The 19,651-nt window shown below is 41.0% G+C and carries 14 protein-coding genes and 2 pseudogenes; 6 read left to right on the plus strand and 10 right to left on the minus strand.

The annotated features are described in order from the left end of the window. Window positions 1-116: 116 nt before the first annotated feature. Together IM515_RS12155 and IM515_RS12160 are read right to left on the minus strand one after the other, a co-directional pair. Entirely contained in the window at window positions 117-953 is an 837-nt protein-coding gene (locus IM515_RS12155) for a DUF4435 domain-containing protein (RefSeq protein ID WP_287628884.1), read from the minus strand. Window positions 954-976: 23 nt separating this feature from the next. Further along, the gene (locus IM515_RS12160; RefSeq protein WP_287628885.1) at window positions 977-2,524 is read right to left on the minus strand and encodes an AAA family ATPase; all 1,548 of its coding nucleotides are present in this window, start codon (window positions 2,522-2,524) and stop codon (window positions 977-979) included. Window positions 2,525-3,229: 705 nt separating this feature from the next. Here IM515_RS12160 and IM515_RS12165 point away from each other — a divergent pair. Next, complete coding sequence (locus tag IM515_RS12165; RefSeq protein ID WP_287628886.1) at window positions 3,230-3,412, plus strand: AAA family ATPase; 183 nt, start codon at window positions 3,230-3,232, stop codon at window positions 3,410-3,412. Here the strand turns inward: IM515_RS12165 and IM515_RS12170 are convergent. Then, window positions 3,398-3,670: pseudogene (locus tag IM515_RS12170) on the minus strand (transposase family protein); the annotation flags it as partial. The gene IM515_RS12165 and the pseudogene IM515_RS12170 sit on opposite strands and share 15 nt — an antisense overlap. Window positions 3,671-3,905: 235 nt before the next feature. Between IM515_RS12170 and IM515_RS12175 the strand changes: the two are divergent. Next, window positions 3,906-5,609: a DUF262 domain-containing protein gene (locus IM515_RS12175; RefSeq protein ID WP_287628887.1), complete on the plus strand. Its 1,704-nt coding sequence runs from the start codon at window positions 3,906-3,908 to the stop codon at window positions 5,607-5,609. 114 nt (window positions 5,610-5,723) lie between these two features. Here IM515_RS12175 and IM515_RS12180 read toward each other — a convergent pair whose 3' ends face one another. Continuing rightward, window positions 5,724-7,622: a GIY-YIG nuclease family protein gene (locus IM515_RS12180; protein WP_193960087.1), complete on the minus strand. Its 1,899-nt coding sequence runs from the start codon at window positions 7,620-7,622 to the stop codon at window positions 5,724-5,726. A 168-nt stretch (window positions 7,623-7,790) separates the two neighbouring features. Between IM515_RS12180 and IM515_RS26140 the strand changes: the two are divergent. The 3 genes and pseudogenes from IM515_RS26140 to IM515_RS12190 all read left to right on the plus strand — a co-directional run. Further along, window positions 7,791-7,907: pseudogene (locus tag IM515_RS26140) on the plus strand (Clp protease N-terminal domain-containing protein); the annotation flags it as partial. A 671-nt stretch (window positions 7,908-8,578) separates the two neighbouring features. Then, window positions 8,579-9,895 (plus strand): AAA family ATPase, encoded by a 1,317-nt coding sequence (locus IM515_RS12185; protein ID WP_147070178.1) that lies wholly within the window; start codon window positions 8,579-8,581, stop codon window positions 9,893-9,895. Continuing rightward, window positions 9,895-10,362, plus strand: coding sequence for a hypothetical protein (locus tag IM515_RS12190; protein ID WP_287628889.1), 468 nt, complete (start codon window positions 9,895-9,897; stop codon window positions 10,360-10,362). The genes IM515_RS12185 and IM515_RS12190 overlap by 1 nt, the downstream gene beginning before the upstream one ends. 462 nt (window positions 10,363-10,824) lie before the next feature. On the opposite strand, the gene IM515_RS12195 is transcribed toward IM515_RS12190, so the two are convergent. Then, complete coding sequence (locus IM515_RS12195; RefSeq protein ID WP_287628891.1) at window positions 10,825-11,322, minus strand: helix-turn-helix domain-containing protein; 498 nt, start codon at window positions 11,320-11,322, stop codon at window positions 10,825-10,827. A 156-nt stretch (window positions 11,323-11,478) separates the two neighbouring features. Between IM515_RS12195 and IM515_RS26145 the strand changes: the two genes are divergently transcribed. After that, the gene (locus IM515_RS26145; protein WP_287628892.1) at window positions 11,479-12,864 is read left to right on the plus strand and encodes a matrixin family metalloprotease; all 1,386 of its coding nucleotides are present in this window, start codon (window positions 11,479-11,481) and stop codon (window positions 12,862-12,864) included. A 64-nt stretch (window positions 12,865-12,928) separates the two neighbouring features. Here IM515_RS26145 and IM515_RS12205 read toward each other — a convergent pair whose 3' ends face one another. The 5 genes from IM515_RS12205 to psaA all read right to left on the minus strand — a co-directional run bounded on the left by IM515_RS12205 (window position 12,929) and on the right by psaA (window position 19,064). Further along, window positions 12,929-13,279, minus strand: coding sequence for a HepT-like ribonuclease domain-containing protein (locus IM515_RS12205; protein WP_002757284.1), 351 nt, complete (start codon window positions 13,277-13,279; stop codon window positions 12,929-12,931). Beyond that, window positions 13,269-13,559, minus strand: coding sequence for a nucleotidyltransferase family protein (locus IM515_RS12210; protein ID WP_002770783.1), 291 nt, complete (start codon window positions 13,557-13,559; stop codon window positions 13,269-13,271). Before IM515_RS12210 ends, IM515_RS12205 begins: the two co-directional genes overlap by 11 nt. Window positions 13,560-13,876: 317 nt before the next feature. Next, window positions 13,877-14,329: a DUF29 domain-containing protein gene (locus IM515_RS12215; RefSeq protein WP_287628894.1), complete on the minus strand. Its 453-nt coding sequence runs from the start codon at window positions 14,327-14,329 to the stop codon at window positions 13,877-13,879. 96 nt (window positions 14,330-14,425) lie between these two features. Beyond that, window positions 14,426-16,639, minus strand: a complete 2,214-nt coding sequence (gene psaB / locus IM515_RS12220; RefSeq protein WP_002757218.1) for a photosystem I core protein PsaB — start codon at window positions 16,637-16,639, stop codon at window positions 14,426-14,428. Window positions 16,640-16,817: 178 nt separating this feature from the next. Beyond that, entirely contained in the window at window positions 16,818-19,064 is a 2,247-nt protein-coding gene (gene psaA / locus IM515_RS12225; RefSeq protein WP_045362886.1) for a photosystem I core protein PsaA, read from the minus strand. Between the last annotated feature and the right edge of the window lie 587 nt (window positions 19,065-19,651).

Here is a 19,651-nt window from a genome sequence, read left to right on the forward strand (position 1 = left end):
ATTTTTGCCTCAAACCCTATCGGCGTAAGAACTTCAGGATTTTGTGTCCAGTAGTTCATTAGTATTTCATTGCTTGAACTCAGGCTCTGTAAGACTTTTAGCCATAGCTAGTATGTTTATACGGGGGAAGTCCAGATATAAAGACATTTACTATAAACAACAAACATAAAATTAAATCCTATATGTCCATGAGATAACCATCTTGAGGTTTCAATGTCACATTGATTGGTCATATTCAAATAGACTTCAAATTTATTAAATAGCTTTTGAATCCGAAGTTGATCTAGTTTGAGTTTTTTATTCAGTATCTTACCCCATTCTTCTAAATCAATTTTCAGAGATGTGGAGGTGATATCTATACACTGCCAATTTACTGATGTAGCAATAGGCTTAACTAACTCTTCTGATAAACCTGCTAAACTCAAAGCACAAGCTATTCTGAGAGTATGCTCAAATTTAGATTTAAAAATTTCAAATGCTTCTTGATAAAAACTACTGACTAAATAATCGTTGAATGCCTTTTTCAACGTTGATATTTCAAAAAAATAGTTTTCAATTGAATGACCTCTACTCCAAATTAATCTCTTGTTAATTTTATGAGTTTTAATATGATCTTTTAAATCATTGCTCCATTCAAATTCTCTAAATTCTCGATCAACAAAGCCCAAAACTCTATTGTTAACATCTGGCGGCTCTTGGGCAACTAAATCACAGATTTTTTCTATCTTAGCTCTATTTCCTAATTCTCCTTGTATTCGCTCCGCAGTATCAATAATAATTTTTTTCAATAAATATAATTTTTCCGATGAAATCTGAGCTTCATTTTGTTTTAAAAGATTACAAATAATAGTAAAAAAATCCTCATCATTGGCTCCTTCTAGCAATAAAAACCTATCATTTGACATAATTATTTCAGTAACGTATTCTTCAGGAGTTAACTGTAATCCATTCATAAAGTCGATAATTATCTAAATTTTTAAAAGGGAATGTCAATGTCTTCCAAATCATCATCTAGTATATAGATTTGATCTTCACTTCCAAGGGTATCGGTATTTATATTAGCGTTTGCCGTTGGTTGTAGTTCAAGTTTTATCATTCTCTCTCGATATTTGGATGCAATTACAGCAGAATGAGTACAAATAATGAGTTGTTTCTCATCAAGTTGTTTAACCATTTCTGGTAATAATTTACGTTGCCAATCAATGTGAAGTGAAATTTCAGGTTCATCAATTAAGACAACCCTACCACCTGTCATGTGACTGGCGGCATAAATTAAACCTACGACTTGTCTTTCTCCAGAAGACAAAATTTGCAGACTATGAATATCTTCTTCATCACCAATTTTAACACCTAATTTCCCTCTGCCTTGAGGTGAGTTTGTAGAACCTATTTTTAATTGCTTTCTCTCTAAAAATCCATTGACTGATTCAAGATATCTTTCAATACTAGAATAAGCTTTTATTTGTGCATCTAGTCTTTGTTGAAGAGAACTTTTATACACTGATAAAACTCTACTAGCAATAGTTTTGGATTTTGGATCTGATTCAAACGATGTCAACCGTTCTATTAATTTTTTATAGACATTACCTGATTGATCATGATTACCTTGAAAAGGTGAATTTTGCAATTTTTCCGAAAGTTCTGTTATTTCTGTAATAACTTCTTCTGGCTCTTTTGTATTATCGTCTGTCTCAGATGATTGAGAAATAGCTTGAGAAAATTGAATAAAAGCTTGTGAAAGCAAATTTCTATCAAGACTAGCAATTTTTAATTGAGCTTCTGTTAATTCTGAATTAATATGTTCTTCTATTTCTATCGGTGAAGGATACTCAAGTCTAGGGACAAATTTGCCAAATAGAATCCGAGCTAATTCGGTTGATCTGGCGGAACTTCTGAGAACTTTGCTAAAATTAGGTGATCTTCGGGCAAAATGTCTAATTTCATTTTCATCTAAGGTAGCCCATGCCTCAATCATTGTTCTAAAAGCAGGGAAATAAGTTGCTTTTAAGTCAATATCTTGCTTCTTCTTAGAAGATGATGGATAATAACGTGCAGGCAATAAAATTTCGCTATTTTCTTTTTGCTTTTCTTCTTCTAATAATTCTGCAAAACGGTAAAAATCGGCTTTTTGATTATTAACAAAGACTGTTGTTACTGTTTGTCGAGGTTCTTGAGGAGAATTCTGCTGTTCTATCAATATTTCCGTATCATCATCTAATGTAATGGTTAATTTTTGAAATTTTAAATAGCCAAAACGTCTAAAATCTTCGTTGACGGCATTAGCAAGAATATGCAATACAGTGGTTTTGCCTGTGCCATTACTTCCATGAATAATATTAACTCCATCTTGAAAATCAAGATTAATATCAAATCTTCCATGTATTCCAATCGCTTCTAAACGCTTAATAAATCGAGACATACCTTTAATCTCATATAACAGTCTCAAACGAAAATTATAATCTAATATGAAACTTTTCTCAAGTTTTTTCCTAAGCTGATCCGAACGGGTAATAATAACTAACACTGAGAGAGCTTATTTTAGTGCGATCATCGACCTTGACCTTGGTAAATTCGGTTCTTCGGTTTGTGTTATGCAATAGACGGGGGGTATAAGGTATGTAAACCTTATAGAGAAAGACATTTGGAGATTTTTATCAATTGTTTTTGCTCTAGAGCGAACTAATCAATTAAGTCTCTTGCCAGATAAGGATTTAGTCGATTTATGCCCCCCTATCGAACCATAACAAGTAACGAAGAACCCTAATTATTAACTGTTGAGGGGGGTTCTTAGACCTCCCTTTTTTGGCTCTCCCAGGTTTGGTGGGTAAAATGTATTCTAAGATACATTCCTCCTAGCGAGGGGGTGGAACGAACCACAAAGACACAAAGGACACAAAGATCGATCGATCATATTGTAAGTTAAACTTATCACACAGAACCTAGAAGAGCCCCTTTTTTTTGATAGAAAACGGGTTTCTTGAAGAAACCCGTTTTCTGCGCGTAAAGATCGCTTAAATCTTGGCCCGATTCTACCAACGCTGCCAAAACGTATAAAGCTGATAAGGAGGTGCAAAATCAGTTCATAAGATTTTTCGTACAACCCACGCTTTATCTTGGAGGTGCTACACTGGGTCTAGCTGGGCTAGGTTGTGCCGTAGCTGGAATGAAGAATCTGATAAAACCCTAATCCCCTTACTTTAGATGTTTTTAAATACCTTAATTTAAAAGTATGTTAACATCCCTGACTCTTGGGAATTTCAAAAGCTATCAGGAGGCAACCTTATCTCTAGCACCCATCACTTTTTTAATCGGTGCTAATGCGTCAGGGAAAAGTAATGCACTAGAAGCAATTCGCTTACTTTCGTGGTTAGCGAAAGGCAGCAGGTTAGATGACATTGGCGACAAAATCTAACTCTTTGCTAAAGGGTTTCTGACAATTAACGTACTTAAATTGACGACGATTAACTTGTAGGTACACTGGTTAGCCTGAGAGCGGTAAATCTTTGACTAAATGTCGATGATTTTGGTGTAGTTTATCGCTATCTAACCCACAACGAGGACAGGTTGCTTTTTTATTTTTTGATTCAATTCGTCATATACCGATATTTTCTAGGTGTCGATAGCCTTGAATAGAGGTTCCTTTTAGGTTCAAAAATTTGTCAACTATCATAGGTAAAATAATCTCGTTTTTGGCTGTTATATCAAATCTTAACTCTATTGTCTATCTTTTGGTATTAACCTGTTTGTGCCTTAAGTCTTTCCTGTATGAATTTTAGCTACTTTTGAGCGTAGTTGCTCTCATCGAATTTTATTTTAAGTTAATTATTTGCATAACAATTCCCGAAGAGCCCGATCGGCCGATATTTGGTAAGTTAGAAGTGATGAACTGACTGCCGATCGAACCTATGCCCCGTACTCATCTATTAGATACCCGAACCAGCAATTTTAGCGATCTCATCGGCAATGGCAAAATCTACCGAGTTCCCCCTTTTCAAAGAGATTATTCGTGGAAGGAAGAAAATTGGGAAGATCTCTGGCAGGATATTCAAACGCTCTATGAAAACCCCGATTCTAGTCATTACATGGGAGCGATCGTTTTACAGGGTTCCCAGCGATCGGATACGGATTTTACAATTATTGACGGACAACAACGATTGGTAACGATTAGTATTCTCGCTATAGCGATTATCGAAAAAATTCAAACGTTAATCGATCGGGGGGAAGAAGCGGAAGCGAATAGAGAACGACAACGGCTTCTCAAAAGCGGTTATTTGAGTAATAAAGATCTGGGTTCTTTAAAAGAATCTAGTAAATTAATTTTGAATGAAAATAATAATGATTTTTATCAAAGTCGTCTCATTAACTTTAGACCTCCTCGCAATCCTCGATCGCTCGCAAAATCCAACCAACTCCTATGGAAAGCTTTTCAATACTTTTCGGATTCATTGCAACAGCTTACAAGCGTAGTTAACAGTGGAAAAGAACTGGCAATTTTTTTAACGGATACCGTTGCCAAAAGACTCTTATTTATTCAGATTAATGTTGAAGATGAATTGAATGCGTATACGGTTTTCGAGACCCTAAACGCTAGAGGGATAGAGCTAAGTTCAACCGATCTATTAAAAAATTATTTGTTTTCTCTTTTCCGAGGGGCGGATGATTTGCGAGAAGGACAACGACAGTGGAGAGGAATTATTGATACCGTTACAATGGAAAAATTCCCCGAGTTCCTACGTTACTATCTCAGCCTCACGCGGACGAGAGTAAGACGGGAACGTTTATTTAAAAGGGTTCGAGAGTCTATACAAAACGCTGAAAGCGCGTTTAAATTACTCGAACAACTCGAAGAATATAGTGGTCTTTTTATCGCTCTTAATAATCCCAATGATGAATTCTGGCAAGATACTCCAGATAATATCCCTTATATTCGAGAAATTGAACTATTTGGCGTAAAACAAGCCTATCCAGTTTTATTCTCGGCATACAATAAATTTTCAAGCGAGAACTTCACCCGCCTACTAAAATTGGTTTGTATAATTTCGTTTCGATACACGATTGTCAGTAGTCTTAACCCGAATGAGCTAGAAGGGATTTATAATAAGATAGCAATCGCCATAAATAATGGCGAAATGACGACTCCGAGGCAAGTTTTCGAGGGCTTGCGATCGGTTTATGTCACGGATACTAAGTTCCTGCAGGATTTTTCGATTCTTTCGATTTCTACCAGAGGTCAAAAGAAAAAACTGGTTCGATATATTCTCTGGAAATTAGAAATGGACGAATCGGGTCGATCTAATATAGCGGAAGATGGATTCTCGATCGAGCATATTCTACCAGAATCGCCGAGCGATCGATGGCGCGTTCACTTTCTCGATAACGAGATCGAGGAAATGACCTATCGGATCGGTAACTTGATTCCTTTAGAAGCTAATTTGAATCGTCAAATCGGCAATCAATACTATACAGATAAACAAGAGATTTACCAACAAAGCGATTATGCTCTAGCGAGAAATATAGTACCAGAGGAATGGACACCGGACACGATCGCTAAACGTCAAGAAAGTTTAGCCCGACGAGCGGTTCATATTTGGAAATCCGACTTTGTTTGAGAGCGGGTTAAAAAATGTTCTCGATTCGCTTTTACTTGGGAATAGATTTCTAGGATAATTTTCACGAGGAAGCGATCGATCTGTCAGGATTTCGAGCGAGCGAGGGAAACCCGATTATCGATCGTCGATTTGAACCGACCAATCCGGCTCTCCTTGCAATTGTAAAGATTTTGCGGTTTGAAAAAAAGTTTTCGTAGGTTTCCGGTCTTGAGTTTGAATACCTTCAACAATAATTCTATCTGCTGTACCTACTGATAGATCTAAAGGTAATTCGAGTTGTATTTCCATACAATCAGATAAACTTTTTACTTTGTGATTCATAATTTCCCGATTATTTTTATCTTTGTTTTTCCTAAGCTTACCTTTCTTTTGGGTTTGTTCGGCATTGAGCCTACTTGCCTCACTTCTCGTAAGCCAAGCACAATTTTCTGGAAAAAATCCTTGGTTTTTATCTAGCCTAGAAAATACCATATTTTTTTCAGGGGGATGACCAACATCTTGCAGGAACCGCTTAAAATCACGCCATGAATCATGAACTTCAATTGCCGGTATATACTCTTTAGAATTGGGATTTATCACACCATGAACTATTCGGCTCCAAGCTTTATAAACTTGTGTTTTTACTAGGCTTTCGCCAGGTTTGGCAGGAGTTTTAATATCGATACGCCCTAGACTAATCCTTTTTTTCGCCGCAGAAAGGCTAATATTTCGAGTCCTAGAGAGATATATTGAAGCTTGTTCTACACTTTCAAAGCGTATATCATCGATATAGGTGACTTTTTTGTGCGATCCACCGCTGACCCCACCTGTAGAAATATTATATCCATTGGGAACCAAAGTATTTAGTTTTTTAATCCACTCTTTCTCTTTATTCTCAAGATCTTTTTTACAAGTTCCTCGATCTATTTCCCGTATTTCAAAAGTATCTGAACCATGCTCTCGAATCGCGTGGTGTAATGATTCAGCACCTTTGATATGTCCAGCGGAAGCCTGTTCTATATGGTATTTCCAGCGACGCTCTAGAGTCTGAATTGTTAATCCAACATATTGCTTGCCAGATATTTTATTTGTAACCAAATAAATAATTCCTTCCGCATAGCCTGGATTAGGAATTCGCTCAAAAGCTTCTTCTGGCGTTATTCCTTCTTTTAACCACCGGCTTATTGTTGTGCTACTAGCAGATGGATTTAAACACCTTACTGCCTCCTCAAGATTAGGATATTCGGTTCCAAATACCACGACCTTGTTAATTTCTCGTGAACCACGAACGTATTGTTTTTCAAAAATTTTTTCTTCAGGCAATCCCGCCTCGCGTCTTTTCAATGCCCTCCAATAATCGATGCCCAATTCCTTGCATTTATTTTTGAAGGTATCTTTATGTTTACTCTCCTGCGAACACTCTGGACAATTACTACCTCTTAAATGGTTGCTAGGAGTTTGCCAAAACTCCCCATGTTGTGAACAGATTATTTTTCCTTTTGTACTGGACGTTAAATACTCGAATTCGCTGTAGTTATATTTATTACCATGAATTTTGATCGCCCGCTCGACAAAGCTTTTTTTTAAATCCTCTTTTGTTTTGATTTTGCCTATTTCCTCTTGAGACCCAGACAAAATCATCGATTTACACTGTGGGCATCCTGTATGCCCTCGCATATGGTTTCGAGGTTCTTGTAAAAAAATTACGCTGTGTTCTCTACATGAAATACTGACCCGCTCACCAACTTTAGGAAGCTCGGTAAACAGTGAATAGTTATAGCGGTTTCCGAAGTGCTCTTCGGAGCGACGAACAAACTCTTCCTTTGATATCTTCTGAGATGCAAAGTAGCATTTACGGCATCCAACCCCATTTTTATGATGTCCTGGAGCGATTTCAAATTCTCCATGATTAGGGCATATAACCTTAATTTTTATGGAGGAATCGATATTCTCTACTAATGAATAATTATAAGAGTCTCCATGTACTCTATAAAATTCTTCGAGCCACTGTTGTCGTGTTTTTTTGTTAGGCATCTAGAAAATCATCATCTATTAACGGAAAGATCGGATAATTCCAATAATAATTCACTTCCCTTGATTTTTCATTAATCTCATTATCACTCACCGAAAACCCGATCGCCGTGTAATTGCCCAGATAGCACGCTATACTAGACCTCTGAAACTGGCTTATCATAGTTCAGAATGCAACCCACCGACTCGAATAAATTTACCGAACAAGCTGGGGATTCGATCGTCAAGTCGCAAGAAGTGGCGCGACGCTTTAAAAATCAGAATTTAGAAGTAGAACACGTCATTATGTAAAGAGTCAATTTTTCCCTCAATCCTCGTCAGTTAGAACTTAGGTTAGGTTGAAGTATGACTGAACTTCCCCCGTATAAATATACTAGCTATGGCTAAAAGTCTTACAGAGCCTTAGTTAAAGCAATATAATACCAATGAGCTACTGAACACAAAATCCTGAAGTCTTTACGCAGATAGGGTTTGAGGCAAAATTTTTCAAATTCGACCCTTAGACCATTATAGCTTGTTTCGGGGCAGAAAACCAGCAAAAACATGGCTACAGAGGGAATCGCTTACTCTAGAGATTAATGACACCATCTGTCACCATAAGGTTAGCGATCACTATACAGCCAACTCCACAGAATCGCTCTACTCTAGATACAGTCAACGGTACAGCCATTTTCAAGGGAAAAATGTACCCAGTAGCGTCTTTTCAATTTTTTCTGAGAAGCGACCTGCAGTAAGGGTAAGGGTTTCGCCCTAATGCCAATAAACAGCGATCTTATCTCCCCAAGCCTAGATTATACTGTTCGGATATGCCCTGCCCTACAGTTTGAGTTTTCAAGGTTATGGATGCTAGTTTTCGGTACTCGTTAGAGTCTATAAACTGCGCTGAATTTAAACTGCGTATTGGAACTTTTAGTACAAATGATCAAACTGCACCAGTCAAGATTTAATGGGTGAAAAGTATGTTAACATCGCTGACTCTTCGGAATTTTAAAAGCTATCAGGAGGCAACCTTGTCTCTGGCTCCCATCACCTTTTTAATCGGTGCTAATGCGTCAGGTAAAAGTAATGCACTAGAAGCAATTCGCTTACTTTCGTGGTTAGCGAAAGGCAGCAGGTTAGATGACATTGAACGCAACATTCAAAGCGGGAATGCAATTGCTCGTGGACAAGCGATCGATCTTTTCGGTGCAGAAAAACAGTATTTTACCTTGGGAACACACATTGATAACGCTCCTGACGGTTGGACTGATTTCGAGATTGAAATTGGGCTATTATCAGACCAACTTATTATAATCGGAGAAAGTGTCAGTAAAGCTAGTAAAGATCAGGAATTAACACTTTACAAAATTGATGGCGATCCCAACTCACACACCGATGAAATTAGGGTGATGTATAACAATTTTAACAAAGGTAAAAATAAGCCCCACATACCTTGCTCTAACCGACAAGCCATTTTTTATCAATTGGAAACTCCCAGTCGGTTCCAGCAAAGTCATACTAAATCACAAAAAATTATTCCAGCAGTTACTAAAGTAATTCGAGAAACCTTGAGGAATATCGTCTTTCTTGATCCTCGTCCAGCAGTAATGCGGGATTATGCTTACGCTAAAGATGATGATATTAAAGAAGATGGCTCTAACCTTTCTAGTGTTCTTTACGCAGTTTGTCAGCAGGGAGAGACTCAAAAAAACAAGTTGCTTGACTTCATTCGTTCATTACCAGAACAGGATATTACCGATATTCGCTTTATCATTACAGACCGCAAGGATGTTATGGTGAAACTAATAGAGTCTTTTGGGAACAAAGAACATCAGATAGATGCTCCTTTGTTGTCTGATGGTACTCTGAGAGTTTTAGCGATTGCTGCAACTCTACTAAGTGTAAATTCTGGAACTTTCGTAATTATTGAAGAGATCGATAATGGTGTTCATCCCAGTCGTGCAGATAATTTAGTTAAGCAAATTCGGGAGATCGCCTTAGAAAGAAAACTGAGGGTACTGATCACCTCCCATAACCCAGCGTTACTAGATGCAGTACCCGATAGTGATATTGGAAATGTACTTTGTTGTTACCGAGATCCGCAAGCAGGAGATAGTCGTATTGTCCGATTAGCTGATTTAGAGCGTTTCCCCGAATTAATTGTGCAGGGAACTCTTGGTCAGTTGATGACTAAACAAGTATTAGATAAGTTCTTAAAGGATAAGTCCACAGCAGAACAACGTCAACAAAACGCGCTAAGTTGGTTAGAGCAATTAAAACAGGGAGAAGTAGCCTGATGGGAGCTATTTGCCTAATCGATACTTCGATCTTTTTAGAGATACTTAATGTCCCCCACAAAGCGAGTCAATCTGAGTTAATATTTCAAGAGTTAAAAGAGAAAATTGAAGCTAGAGAATCTCTTTTTTTGCCAATGGCGACCATTCTGGAAACTGGCAATCATATTGCCAAGGCCAAAAAGGTAGATGGCAATCAGCGACGTATTTGTGCAGAAAAATTTGTCAATCGGGTAACACAAGCTCTTGAAGGAGAATCTCCCTTCACCCCTATTAATTTTCTAAAGCAAGAAGACCTGCAAGGATGGTTAAAAGAGTTTCCTGATCAAGCGATGCAAGGTAGGGGACTGGGAGACCTTTCTATCATTCATGATTGGCAAAGAATTTGTGATCAAAATCCAGTCCGCCGCGTCTATATATGGTCTTTGGACAAACACCTTAAAGGTTACAATCGGCCACCGAAGTTATGAGTAATTGACTACGGATTTACTTCTAATAGTCCATTTGTATTTTAAAAGGTGGAGATTTAATTATTGGACTTCCCCCTTGACAAAAGACTATAACCCGTGCCATATCTGAATGTGCCGTTACTGGGTACAAATTAAGGAAACCCCGAATAAATCTAACGCCTTTTGTTGCCGAGGAGAATTACAATTAGGGAATTTTCGCCTAAACTTCCCCCACTTGTTTATTAAGAAATATTATAATAAACATGGGTACATTCAGAAAAGTTAATGGGCGTATCCATTGATGGATAAGGGTTTTTGGTTATTGTGGTATATATGTATGGGAAAGTTCAGGTATAAGTAGAGATTAGCGAAGCTTAATCCACCGAAAAACCCTATCCACTAAATTGCGACAATTCGCCAGGATAACCATTAAGCGGTGCGTTAACGATAGCTTAACACCCTCTACCACTGTCAACCTGACTTCTAATTAGGTTGCTTAGGTTTTTCAAGTTGCTCTTTAACTAATTCTAAGGGAAGTTTTAATACTCTAGCAATTTGTTCAACGGTTAAGCCTTCTTTCATCAATTCTGTAGCGATTTCGAGTTTATATTCTTCAGCAAGATTAGGTTTTTGTAATTGATTTTCTGGTAGTTGATTACAGATATGACCTTTATTAATTTGGACACCGTTAACGACATTATTGTTAGCCACATTATAATAATATCTTCGCAGACTAGACCTAAGATTGGCTTTATTAACTTCTTCTCCTAAAATTTCCGATAAGGTTTTCCATAATTTACCAGCTACATCCTTGACATATTTCTCGGAACGATGATGATTCTTAGCGATTTCTGTGTATTTTTGGTGATTAATCACCCCTTCTAGAATTTCAGACTGAACATCATCTAAATTCTCTCCTGTATAGGAAAAGATGAGATTATCAACAGTTGTAATTAAAGAGTGAATATCAAAATTGTTCATTTTTACACACAGAATCAAGATTAATAAGCTTTTACCTGACATTATATGACATTATAAGGTGTACGGTCAATTTAATATTATTTTTAGATTTAAGTTATTTTTCTTAATACTGCTTTATATGGCTTTATATAACTTTAAAAGCCTTGAAGGAAAAGTTTGAAGTGTTTAGAATTAATGCAATTTAAATCAACTACTCAAATTGAGGAAATAATGATTAAAAAGACTTTGTTTACCACTCTGGTTATCTCTGGCATTATTGGGATATCTTCAACTGCCTCAGCATTCGTGGTAACGGGAACAAAATGGGGTAATCCTGTTTTTGGAACAGGGGCTAATGTTAGTTGGAGTTTAATGCCTAGTGGCGTTTCCTGTAATGGTCAATTTGAACCACTAGGATGCACCACAGCATCACTATCATCTTTCATGCCTGTCGGCTTTAAAGCCGAAATTGAGAGAGCTTTTCAAGCTTGGTCTAATGTTGCTAACATCAACTTTGTGGAAGTAGCTGACACAGGATTACCATTTGATAATCCCAATGCTATTTCGGGTAATATTCGCTTAGCTGGTCACATTTTTGACGGTCCGTTTGGAACTCTTGCCCATGGCTATTATCCCCCACCTAATGGCAACACACGAGCAGGGGATATTCACTTCGATGTTTCTGAAAATTGGAGAGTTAATAGCATTGATGGTAACAGAAACACCCTGGATATTTTCCAAGTGGCAGCCCATGAAATCGGTCATGCTATTGGACTTCGGCATACGAATTTTCCTAATTCCCTTATGAACCCATTTTATAGTGAGAATTTTAGCGGGCTACAAGTAGATGATATAGCGGGAGTAAGATATATCTACGGACCAAGACAGCCAATCAACAATTTATGTAATCTCCCAACTCAAGGAGGTATAGTACATCTTGATCTTAATCCTAATTCTGGTTGTTCAATACTTCCAGCAGGTGGCACAAGATCAGTTAATTTTACTGATACCTTAAATGCCATAAATAATCGGTGGAATTGGGAAACGCAATTCCAGAACGTGACTAATAATTTTCAAACATTTGTTGCTGGATTTTTCTTTCCCAACGGTGGTAGCCCCATCATCCGTCGCATTAATTTGAATCCCGGAGAGATTTTTGGTATTAACATCAGGGTCCAGGACAGACCTCCAGAATTAGGTCGGTGGCGGTGGTCAGCTCGGAGTTTTTTGGGTTTTCCTATTGGTATTGACACTTCAGTTACAGAATCCCCTTTTATTAGTCGTGGAGGTTCTTTAGTCTTTGATCCTACTGACCCCGATGAGGAATTTATAGATCCAAATGCTGACGATTCATTTTCCATTTCGTATTTTTGTAGTAATAGTAGTGGTGACTGTTTTGCAGATACGACTGACGCTCCAGACATCATAATAACTGCTTCAACTCCCGAACCGACCTCAACCCTAAGTCTCCTTGTGCTTGGAATACTTGGTGCAGGTGCAACCATAAAACGGAAAGTAAAACGCTCTCATTCCCTCGAAAAAGAACCCAGTAACGTCGGTTAAATTGCCTTTTTTATATAACTCATTCCCCCTTAATTTTAGACCAGTTGAGGGGGATTTTTATAGATTAATTTTCGGCTTCATTTTCTAAAATTTCCTGTAATTGTGAACGCAATGGAGTTAGATTATTTTCAATCGTCCGCCAAGCAATTGCCAATTCTACCCGAAAATATTCATGAAAAATGACATTTCGCATATCTCCCATTAAACGCCAAGGAATTTGAGAATAACGCAATTGTATCTCACTAGGAATATTTCTAGATGCCTCACCAATAATTCCTAAATTATAAAGAACTGCTTTAAGAGTCACTCGATTTGAGCTAAAATCTTCAAAGGTCATATTAGCCGTCCATTCCAAGATTTCATCAATGGATTCAATAATATCTTGAAGACGAAGTTGCCAATCTCTAAAAGGCATTAATCACATCCTTTAATACAGGTTGTCGTAAATGTTCTTTTAAAGAATCTTGAGTCCCTAAATCAACAGAACATCCTAATATATCTTCTAAGTAAAGTCGTACCTCGATAAACTCAAATAACCCTACCGCTTTACTAAATTCTACCAATAAATCTACATCACTGTCAAAACGTGCTTCATCCCTTGCTACTGAACCAAATAGAGACAGAGATTTTACCCCTAGTTTTTCTAATTGTTCTCGGTGTGTTGCAAGAATTGTTAGTACCTCATCTCGTTTCATGGCTATTTTCTGAAATCTGATTCCTTCATTGTAACCTTAATGTTTGTTTGATGAATAACATTAGACCTCGATCTAATATTATCTCAAGGCTCAAAGTCTTTTTAGTTAAGAAACTTACCCAAATAAAAATGATTTTAATCGCCCCATATTTTTTCAATGAAATCAAATTGGCAACGATAGATATAGATTTCAGCTATAGAACTACTTAATTAGTACATAGTATAAAAGCAAGCTGTGATTGGGTGATAATTTTTGGAGATGTCTCTTGAACAAGAGGATAACTTATGAATGTCTTTCTCAGCTTTAATTCTCCTATTCTAAACTGGCAAAAAGTCAAAATCTATAATTTCTGCAAAGGTATAAGGACAAACTTGCGGAAACCTATCCAAAGATAAACCAGTTTTTTTGATTACCGATCGCTTGGCTTTATCATAAATTATATCTAACCTAGAAGCGCCATAATTGTAGAGGGTTTTTGACTGGAATAAAATTTCTAGTTCTAGACGGAAATTATCGATTTCATCGGCCCATCCCTGGCCACAATTACCTTTTTCAGTCAGCAAATACTGATACATTAATAAATGTTTAACGGTTTGAATTAGATAGCTTTCCACTTTGTTTCTTTGTTCTCTCCCCAAATCTTCTATCTCCGTTAAAAGATGTTCCCAATCTAAATTTTTCATCTCCCCGCGTCGAATTTGTTCGGTGGTTCGCTCAATCCACAAAACAAAGTCCTGATCATAAAGCTGTTTTAATTCTTCCAACTGCATAGATTTTTAAGATTGAGCCGCGCTTTTATGATCAATCATAAACAACAAAACCCCCCACCAATGGGCGGGGGGTTTTTTAGTCACCTAATTCAAGGTTTAGCCGAACTTGCCAGCAGTGGAAGCGATCAAGAAGGCGGCGTAGGTGAAGATATAGCCAACGGTGAAGTGAGCTAAACCAACCAAACGAGCCTGAACGATCGAGAGAGCCACGGGTTTATCTTTCCAACGAACGAGGTTCGCCAGAGGAGTACGTTCGTGGGCCCAGACGATAGTTTCGATCAACTCTTGCCAGTAACCACGCCAAGAGATCAGGAACATGAAACCGGTTGCCCAAACGAGGTGTCCAAAGAGGAACATCCAGGCCCAGACAGAAAGGTTATTAACACCGTAGGGGTTGTAACCGTTGATTAACTGAGCCGAGTTAGCCCAGAGGTAATCGCGGAACCAGCCCATCAGGTAGGTGGAGTTTTCGTTAAACTGAGCCACGTTACCCGACCAGACACCGAGGTGTTTCCAGTGCCAGTAGAAGGTTAACCAACCCAGGGTGTTCAACATCCAGAACATGGCTAGGTAGAAGGAATCCCAAGCAGAGATGTCGCAAGTACCGCCACGGCCGGGACCGTCGCAAGGGAAGGAATACCCGAAGTCTTTTTTATCGGGCATTAATTTGGAACCACGAGCGTCTAAAGCACCTTTAACCAGGATTAGAACGGTGGTGTGTAAACCAAGAGCGATCGCATGGTGAACGAGGAAGTCGCCAGGGCCGATGGTTAAGAAGAGGGAGTTAGTGCCGCTATTGATTGCGTCTAGCCAACCGGGCAACCAAACATCACCGTAGTTGGGATAGGCGGTGTAAGCGATACTATCGGGGTTAGACAACAGTACGTTCATGCCGTACAGGGTTTTACCCGAAGCTGCTTGCACGAATTGAGCGAACACAGGTTCGATCAAGATTTGTTTTTCGGGAGTACCGAAAGCGACGACCACATCGTTATGAACGTAGAGGCCGAGGGTGTGGAAACCTAAGAAAAGGGAAACCCAGCTTAGGTGAGAGATGATCGCTTCTTTATGCTCCAGCATCCGCGCCAGCACGTTATCTTTGTTCGCTTCGGGATCATAGTCACGCACGAAGAAGATAGCACCGTGAGCGAAAGCACCCACCGCTAGGAAACCAGCGATGTATTGGTGGTGAGTATAAAGAGCCGCTTGGGTGGTGTAGTCCTTAGCGATAAAGGCATAAGGGGGTAGCGCGTACATATGCTGCGCCACCAGAGAGGTGATCACGCCTAAAGAAGCGAGAGCCAAACCGAGTTGGAAGTGGAGAGAGTTGTTAACCGTGTCATAAAGATTTTTGTGACCGGCTCCTAACTTACCACTGGGGGGTCTGTGTGCATTAAGGATGTCCTTGATGCTGTGACCGATGCCCCAGTTGGTGCGGTACATATGACCAGCCACAATGAAGATCACAGCGATCGCCAAGTGGTGGTGAGCCATATCGGTTAACCAGAGGGACTCGGTTTGGGGATGGAAACCACCTAAGAAGGTGAGAATCGCAGTTCCCGCGCCTTGGGCAGTACCGAAAATGTGGTTAGCAGTATCGGGGTTTTCCGCATACACACCCCAGTTACCGGTGAAGAAGGGTAGTAAACCCGCCGGGTGGGGGGGAGTGGAGAGGAAGTTGTCCCAACCAACGTGCTGACCGCGGGATTCGGGGATAGCAACGTGAACGAGGTGTCCGGTCCAAGCCAGAGAGCTAACACCGAACAGAGCGGCGAGGTGGTGGTTCAGGCGAGATTCAGCGTTTTTGAACCAAGCGAGGCTAGGACGGAACTTAGGTTGTAAGTGTAACCAGCCAGCAAAGAGGAAAATCGCCGAGAGAATCAGCAGGAACACCGCACCTTGGTATAGGTCTTGGTTGGAGGTCATACCGATGGTGTAGAACCAGTGGTAAACCCCGGAATAGGCGATGTTAACCGGATTAGAAGCACCAGCTTGAGTGAAGGCATCTACAGCACCTTTACCGAACTGGGGATCCCAAATCGCATGGGCGATGGGACGGATGTTTAAGGGATCTTTGATCCACTGCTCGAAGTTACCTTGCCAAGCGACGTGGAATATGGTACCGGAAGTCCACAGGAAAATGATTGCAATGTGGCCGAAGTGCGACGCGAAAATCTTTTGGTAGAGATTCTCTTCCGTCATGCCATCATGACTTTCAAAATCGTGGGCTGTGGCGATCCCGTACCAAATCCGACGGGTGGTCGGATCTTGGGCTAGATCTTGGCTAAATTTAGGGAATTTAGTTGCCATAGCTGTTTAGGAAATTCTCCTCTCTAAATAACTGAGGCTCTTACACGAGTGCTGGTTATTTCCTTTTTTCAATTCACCCACTGTAATAGGAAACGCTTACAGTGGTATCGGTCAATCGACGCTGGTTCTGCCTAGTCTTGCCAATCCCCGGGGGACTGGCAAGCCCTTATAGGCAAGTTTAGCCAATCGAGAGACTTCTGGCCAAGAAGAATGCCCAAGTGGTGACAATACCGCCTAAGAGGTAGTGAGCCACACCAACGGCACGACCTTGAATGATGCTCAGGGCGCGAGGTTGGATAGCGGGGGCAACTCTTAACTTGTTGTGCGCCCAGACGATCGACTCGATTAATTCTTGCCAGTAGCCGCGACCACTGAACAGGAACATCAAGCTAAACGCGAAGACGAAGTGACCGGCTAGGAACATGATTCCGTAGGCAGACAGGGCAGAGCCATAGGAATTAATGACTTGCGCCGCTTGCGCCCAGAGGAAATCCCGTAACCAACCGTTGATGGTGATGGCACTTTGGGCGAAGTTACCGAGGGTAACGTGGGTGACAGTGCCATCGGGGGCGACGGTTCCCCAGACATCGGACTGCATTTTCCAGCTAAAGTGGAAGATTACGACCGAGAGGGAGTTATACATCCAGAACAGGCCGAGGAAGACGTGATCCCAACCCGAAACTTGGCAGGTGCCGCCGCGACCGGGACCATCGCAGGGGAAACGGAAACCGAGATTCGCTTTATCGGGAATCAGACGGGAACCGCGAGCGTAGAGAACCCCTTTGAGGAGAATCAACACGGTGACATGGATGGTGAAGGCGTGGATGTGATGCACGAGGAAATCGGCAGTACCGAGGGTGATCGGCATCATGGCCACTTTGCCACCCACTGCTACTACGTCGCCACCGAAAGCATAACTAGCGGTAGTGAGAGCGTTAGGAGCGGTGTTGCCGGGGGCTAGGGTGTGGAGACTTTGTACCCATTGGGCAAAGATGGGTTGTAGTTGAATTCCCGTATCCGAGAACATATCTTGGGGACGACCAAAAGCCCGCATGGTGTCGTTGTGAATGTATAAACCGAAGCTATGGAAGCCGAGGAAAATACATACCCAGTTCAGGTGGGAGATAATTGCGTCGCGATGACGGATCACCCGATCGAGCAGGTTATCGACGTTTTTGGCCGGATCGTAGTCCCGTACCATGAAGATCGCTCCGTGCGCTCCCGCACCGACGATTAAGAAGCCACCGATCCAAGTGTGGTGAGTGAACAAGGATAGTTGGGTGGCGTAGTCAGTCGCCTGATAGGGATAGGGCGGCATGGCGTACATATGGTGGGCCACGATGATGGTTAGCGAACCTAAGAGAGCCAGGTTAATCGCTAACTGGGCGTGCCAAGAGGTGGTCAGGATTTCGTACAGTCCTTTGTGACCTTGACCGGTGAAGGGACCTTTGTGGTTTTCGAGGATTTCCTTCATGCTGTGACCGATACCCCAGTTGGTACGGTACATATGACCGGCAATGATGAATAATACAGCGATCGCCAAGTGATGGTGAGCGGTATCGGAAAGCCAGAGACCACCAGTCACGGGGTTCAAGCCACCTTTGAAGGTGAGGAAATCCGAGTAAGCACCCCAGTTAAGGGTAAAGAAGGGGGTCAAACCCTGGGCGAAACTGGGATATAAATCCGCCATCTTGCTCGGTTCGAGAATGAACTCGTGGGGCAAGGGGATGTCTTGGGGAGCTACTCCAGCATCGAGGAGTTTGTTCACCGGTAAAGAAACGTGAATCTGATGACCAGCCCAACCTAGGGAACCTAAGCCGAGTAAACCCGCCAAGTGGTGGTTCATCATCGATTCCACGTTTTGGAACCATTCCAGTTTCGGTGCGCTTTTGTGGTAATGGAACCAACCGGCAAACAGCATCAGGCCCGCCATAACTAAACCACCGATAGCGGTGCAGTATAGCTGATAGCTGTTGGTGAACCCGGAGGCGCGCCAGAGGTAGAACAGACCAGAGGTGATCTGAATCCCGTGGAAACCGCCGCCCACATCGCCGTTGAGGATGCCTTGACCGACGATCGGCCAGACCACTTGGGCGCTGGGTTTGATGGCGAGCGGGTTGGTTAACCAAGCTTCATAGTTAGAAAATTTCGCGCCGTGGAAGTACATTCCACTCAGCCAAACGAAGACAACGGCGAGATGTCCGAAGTGGGCGCTGAAGATTTTCCGAGAAATATCTTCGAGATCGCTGGTTTGACTATCAAAATCGTGGACGTTGGCGTGTAGGTTCCAAATCCAGGTAGTGGTTTTGGGTCCTTTGGCTAAAGTGCGATCAAAATGCCCCGGTTGACCCCACTTCTCAAAGGAAGTAGGTACTGGGTCTTTATCTACAATCACTTTAGCTACCGCTTTGGGGGGGAGTGCCATGAGGATTCTCCTCTCTCGACAATAGACTTAGCGTTTTATTTGAGGATAGATTTTTTAACCTAAAAAAGGCAAGTTGAAATCTGACCCACCTTTTGTTAATGTCGCTTGACTTTCCTCTTGGGTGAGATTCCAGTCGAAAGCATCAATAGTAGATGATAAGTCTTTGTTCTCTTGTCTGTTCGTTATGCTTAACAATAATTAAAATTCTCTCAATCCTTGATAGGAGAGACATTTTCTGCTATGGACGGTCTTAGTCAGGGTCAGACCAGTGATTTTTCTTTACAAAAGTTGATCAATTGTCGCCCCAGAAGCCGATTTCCCCCTTTTCTCCCCCACCAGACCATATAGAAAATTCAATAGATAGATTCTCAAAAAACAATCAAACAATTCTGTAAAATTGAGGCCATGACCTCATCTTCTCGCGCTTTTGCTGACACCGGAGCATTCATTGACATCCTCACCGCCGTAAACGGACGGTGATTCCCAAACCTCACGATTTAGGTTTCTGCTTCTTTCCCTTGCGGGGTTCCGCACCTGCCTTAACAGATTTACTCTGTTCTGGTCTTATGGTCGCTCTACAGACTGAC

This window comes from Microcystis sp. M44BS1, from assembly GCF_020244875.1.
GTDB lineage: Bacteria > Cyanobacteriota > Cyanobacteriia > Cyanobacteriales > Microcystaceae > Microcystis > Microcystis panniformis.

What these genes read in the sequence shown, in the direction of transcription:
- IM515_RS12215 (WP_287628894.1), bottom strand. Translation starts at nt 14,329, where the DNA reads ATGCAGTTGGAAGAATTAAAACAGCTTTATGATCAGGACTTTGTTTTG.
- IM515_RS12190 (WP_287628889.1), top strand. Translation starts at nt 9,895, where the DNA reads ATGGGAGCTATTTGCCTAATCGATACTTCGATCTTTTTAGAGATACTT.
- psaA (WP_045362886.1), bottom strand. Translation starts at nt 19,064, where the DNA reads ATGGCACTCCCCCCCAAAGCGGTAGCTAAAGTGATTGTAGATAAAGAC.
- IM515_RS12175 (WP_287628887.1), top strand. Translation starts at nt 3,906, where the DNA reads ATGCCCCGTACTCATCTATTAGATACCCGAACCAGCAATTTTAGCGAT.
- IM515_RS12180 (WP_193960087.1), bottom strand. Translation starts at nt 7,622, where the DNA reads ATGCCTAACAAAAAAACACGACAACAGTGGCTCGAAGAATTTTATAGA.
- IM515_RS12210 (WP_002770783.1), bottom strand. Translation starts at nt 13,559, where the DNA reads ATGAAACGAGATGAGGTACTAACAATTCTTGCAACACACCGAGAACAA.
- IM515_RS12185 (WP_147070178.1), top strand. Translation starts at nt 8,579, where the DNA reads ATGTTAACATCGCTGACTCTTCGGAATTTTAAAAGCTATCAGGAGGCA.
- IM515_RS12155 (WP_287628884.1), bottom strand. Translation starts at nt 953, where the DNA reads ATGAATGGATTACAGTTAACTCCTGAAGAATACGTTACTGAAATAATT.
- IM515_RS12195 (WP_287628891.1), bottom strand. Translation starts at nt 11,322, where the DNA reads ATGAACAATTTTGATATTCACTCTTTAATTACAACTGTTGATAATCTC.
- IM515_RS12165 (WP_287628886.1), top strand. Translation starts at nt 3,230, where the DNA reads ATGTTAACATCCCTGACTCTTGGGAATTTCAAAAGCTATCAGGAGGCA.
- psaB (WP_002757218.1), bottom strand. Translation starts at nt 16,639, where the DNA reads ATGGCAACTAAATTCCCTAAATTTAGCCAAGATCTAGCCCAAGATCCG.
- IM515_RS12205 (WP_002757284.1), bottom strand. Translation starts at nt 13,279, where the DNA reads ATGCCTTTTAGAGATTGGCAACTTCGTCTTCAAGATATTATTGAATCC.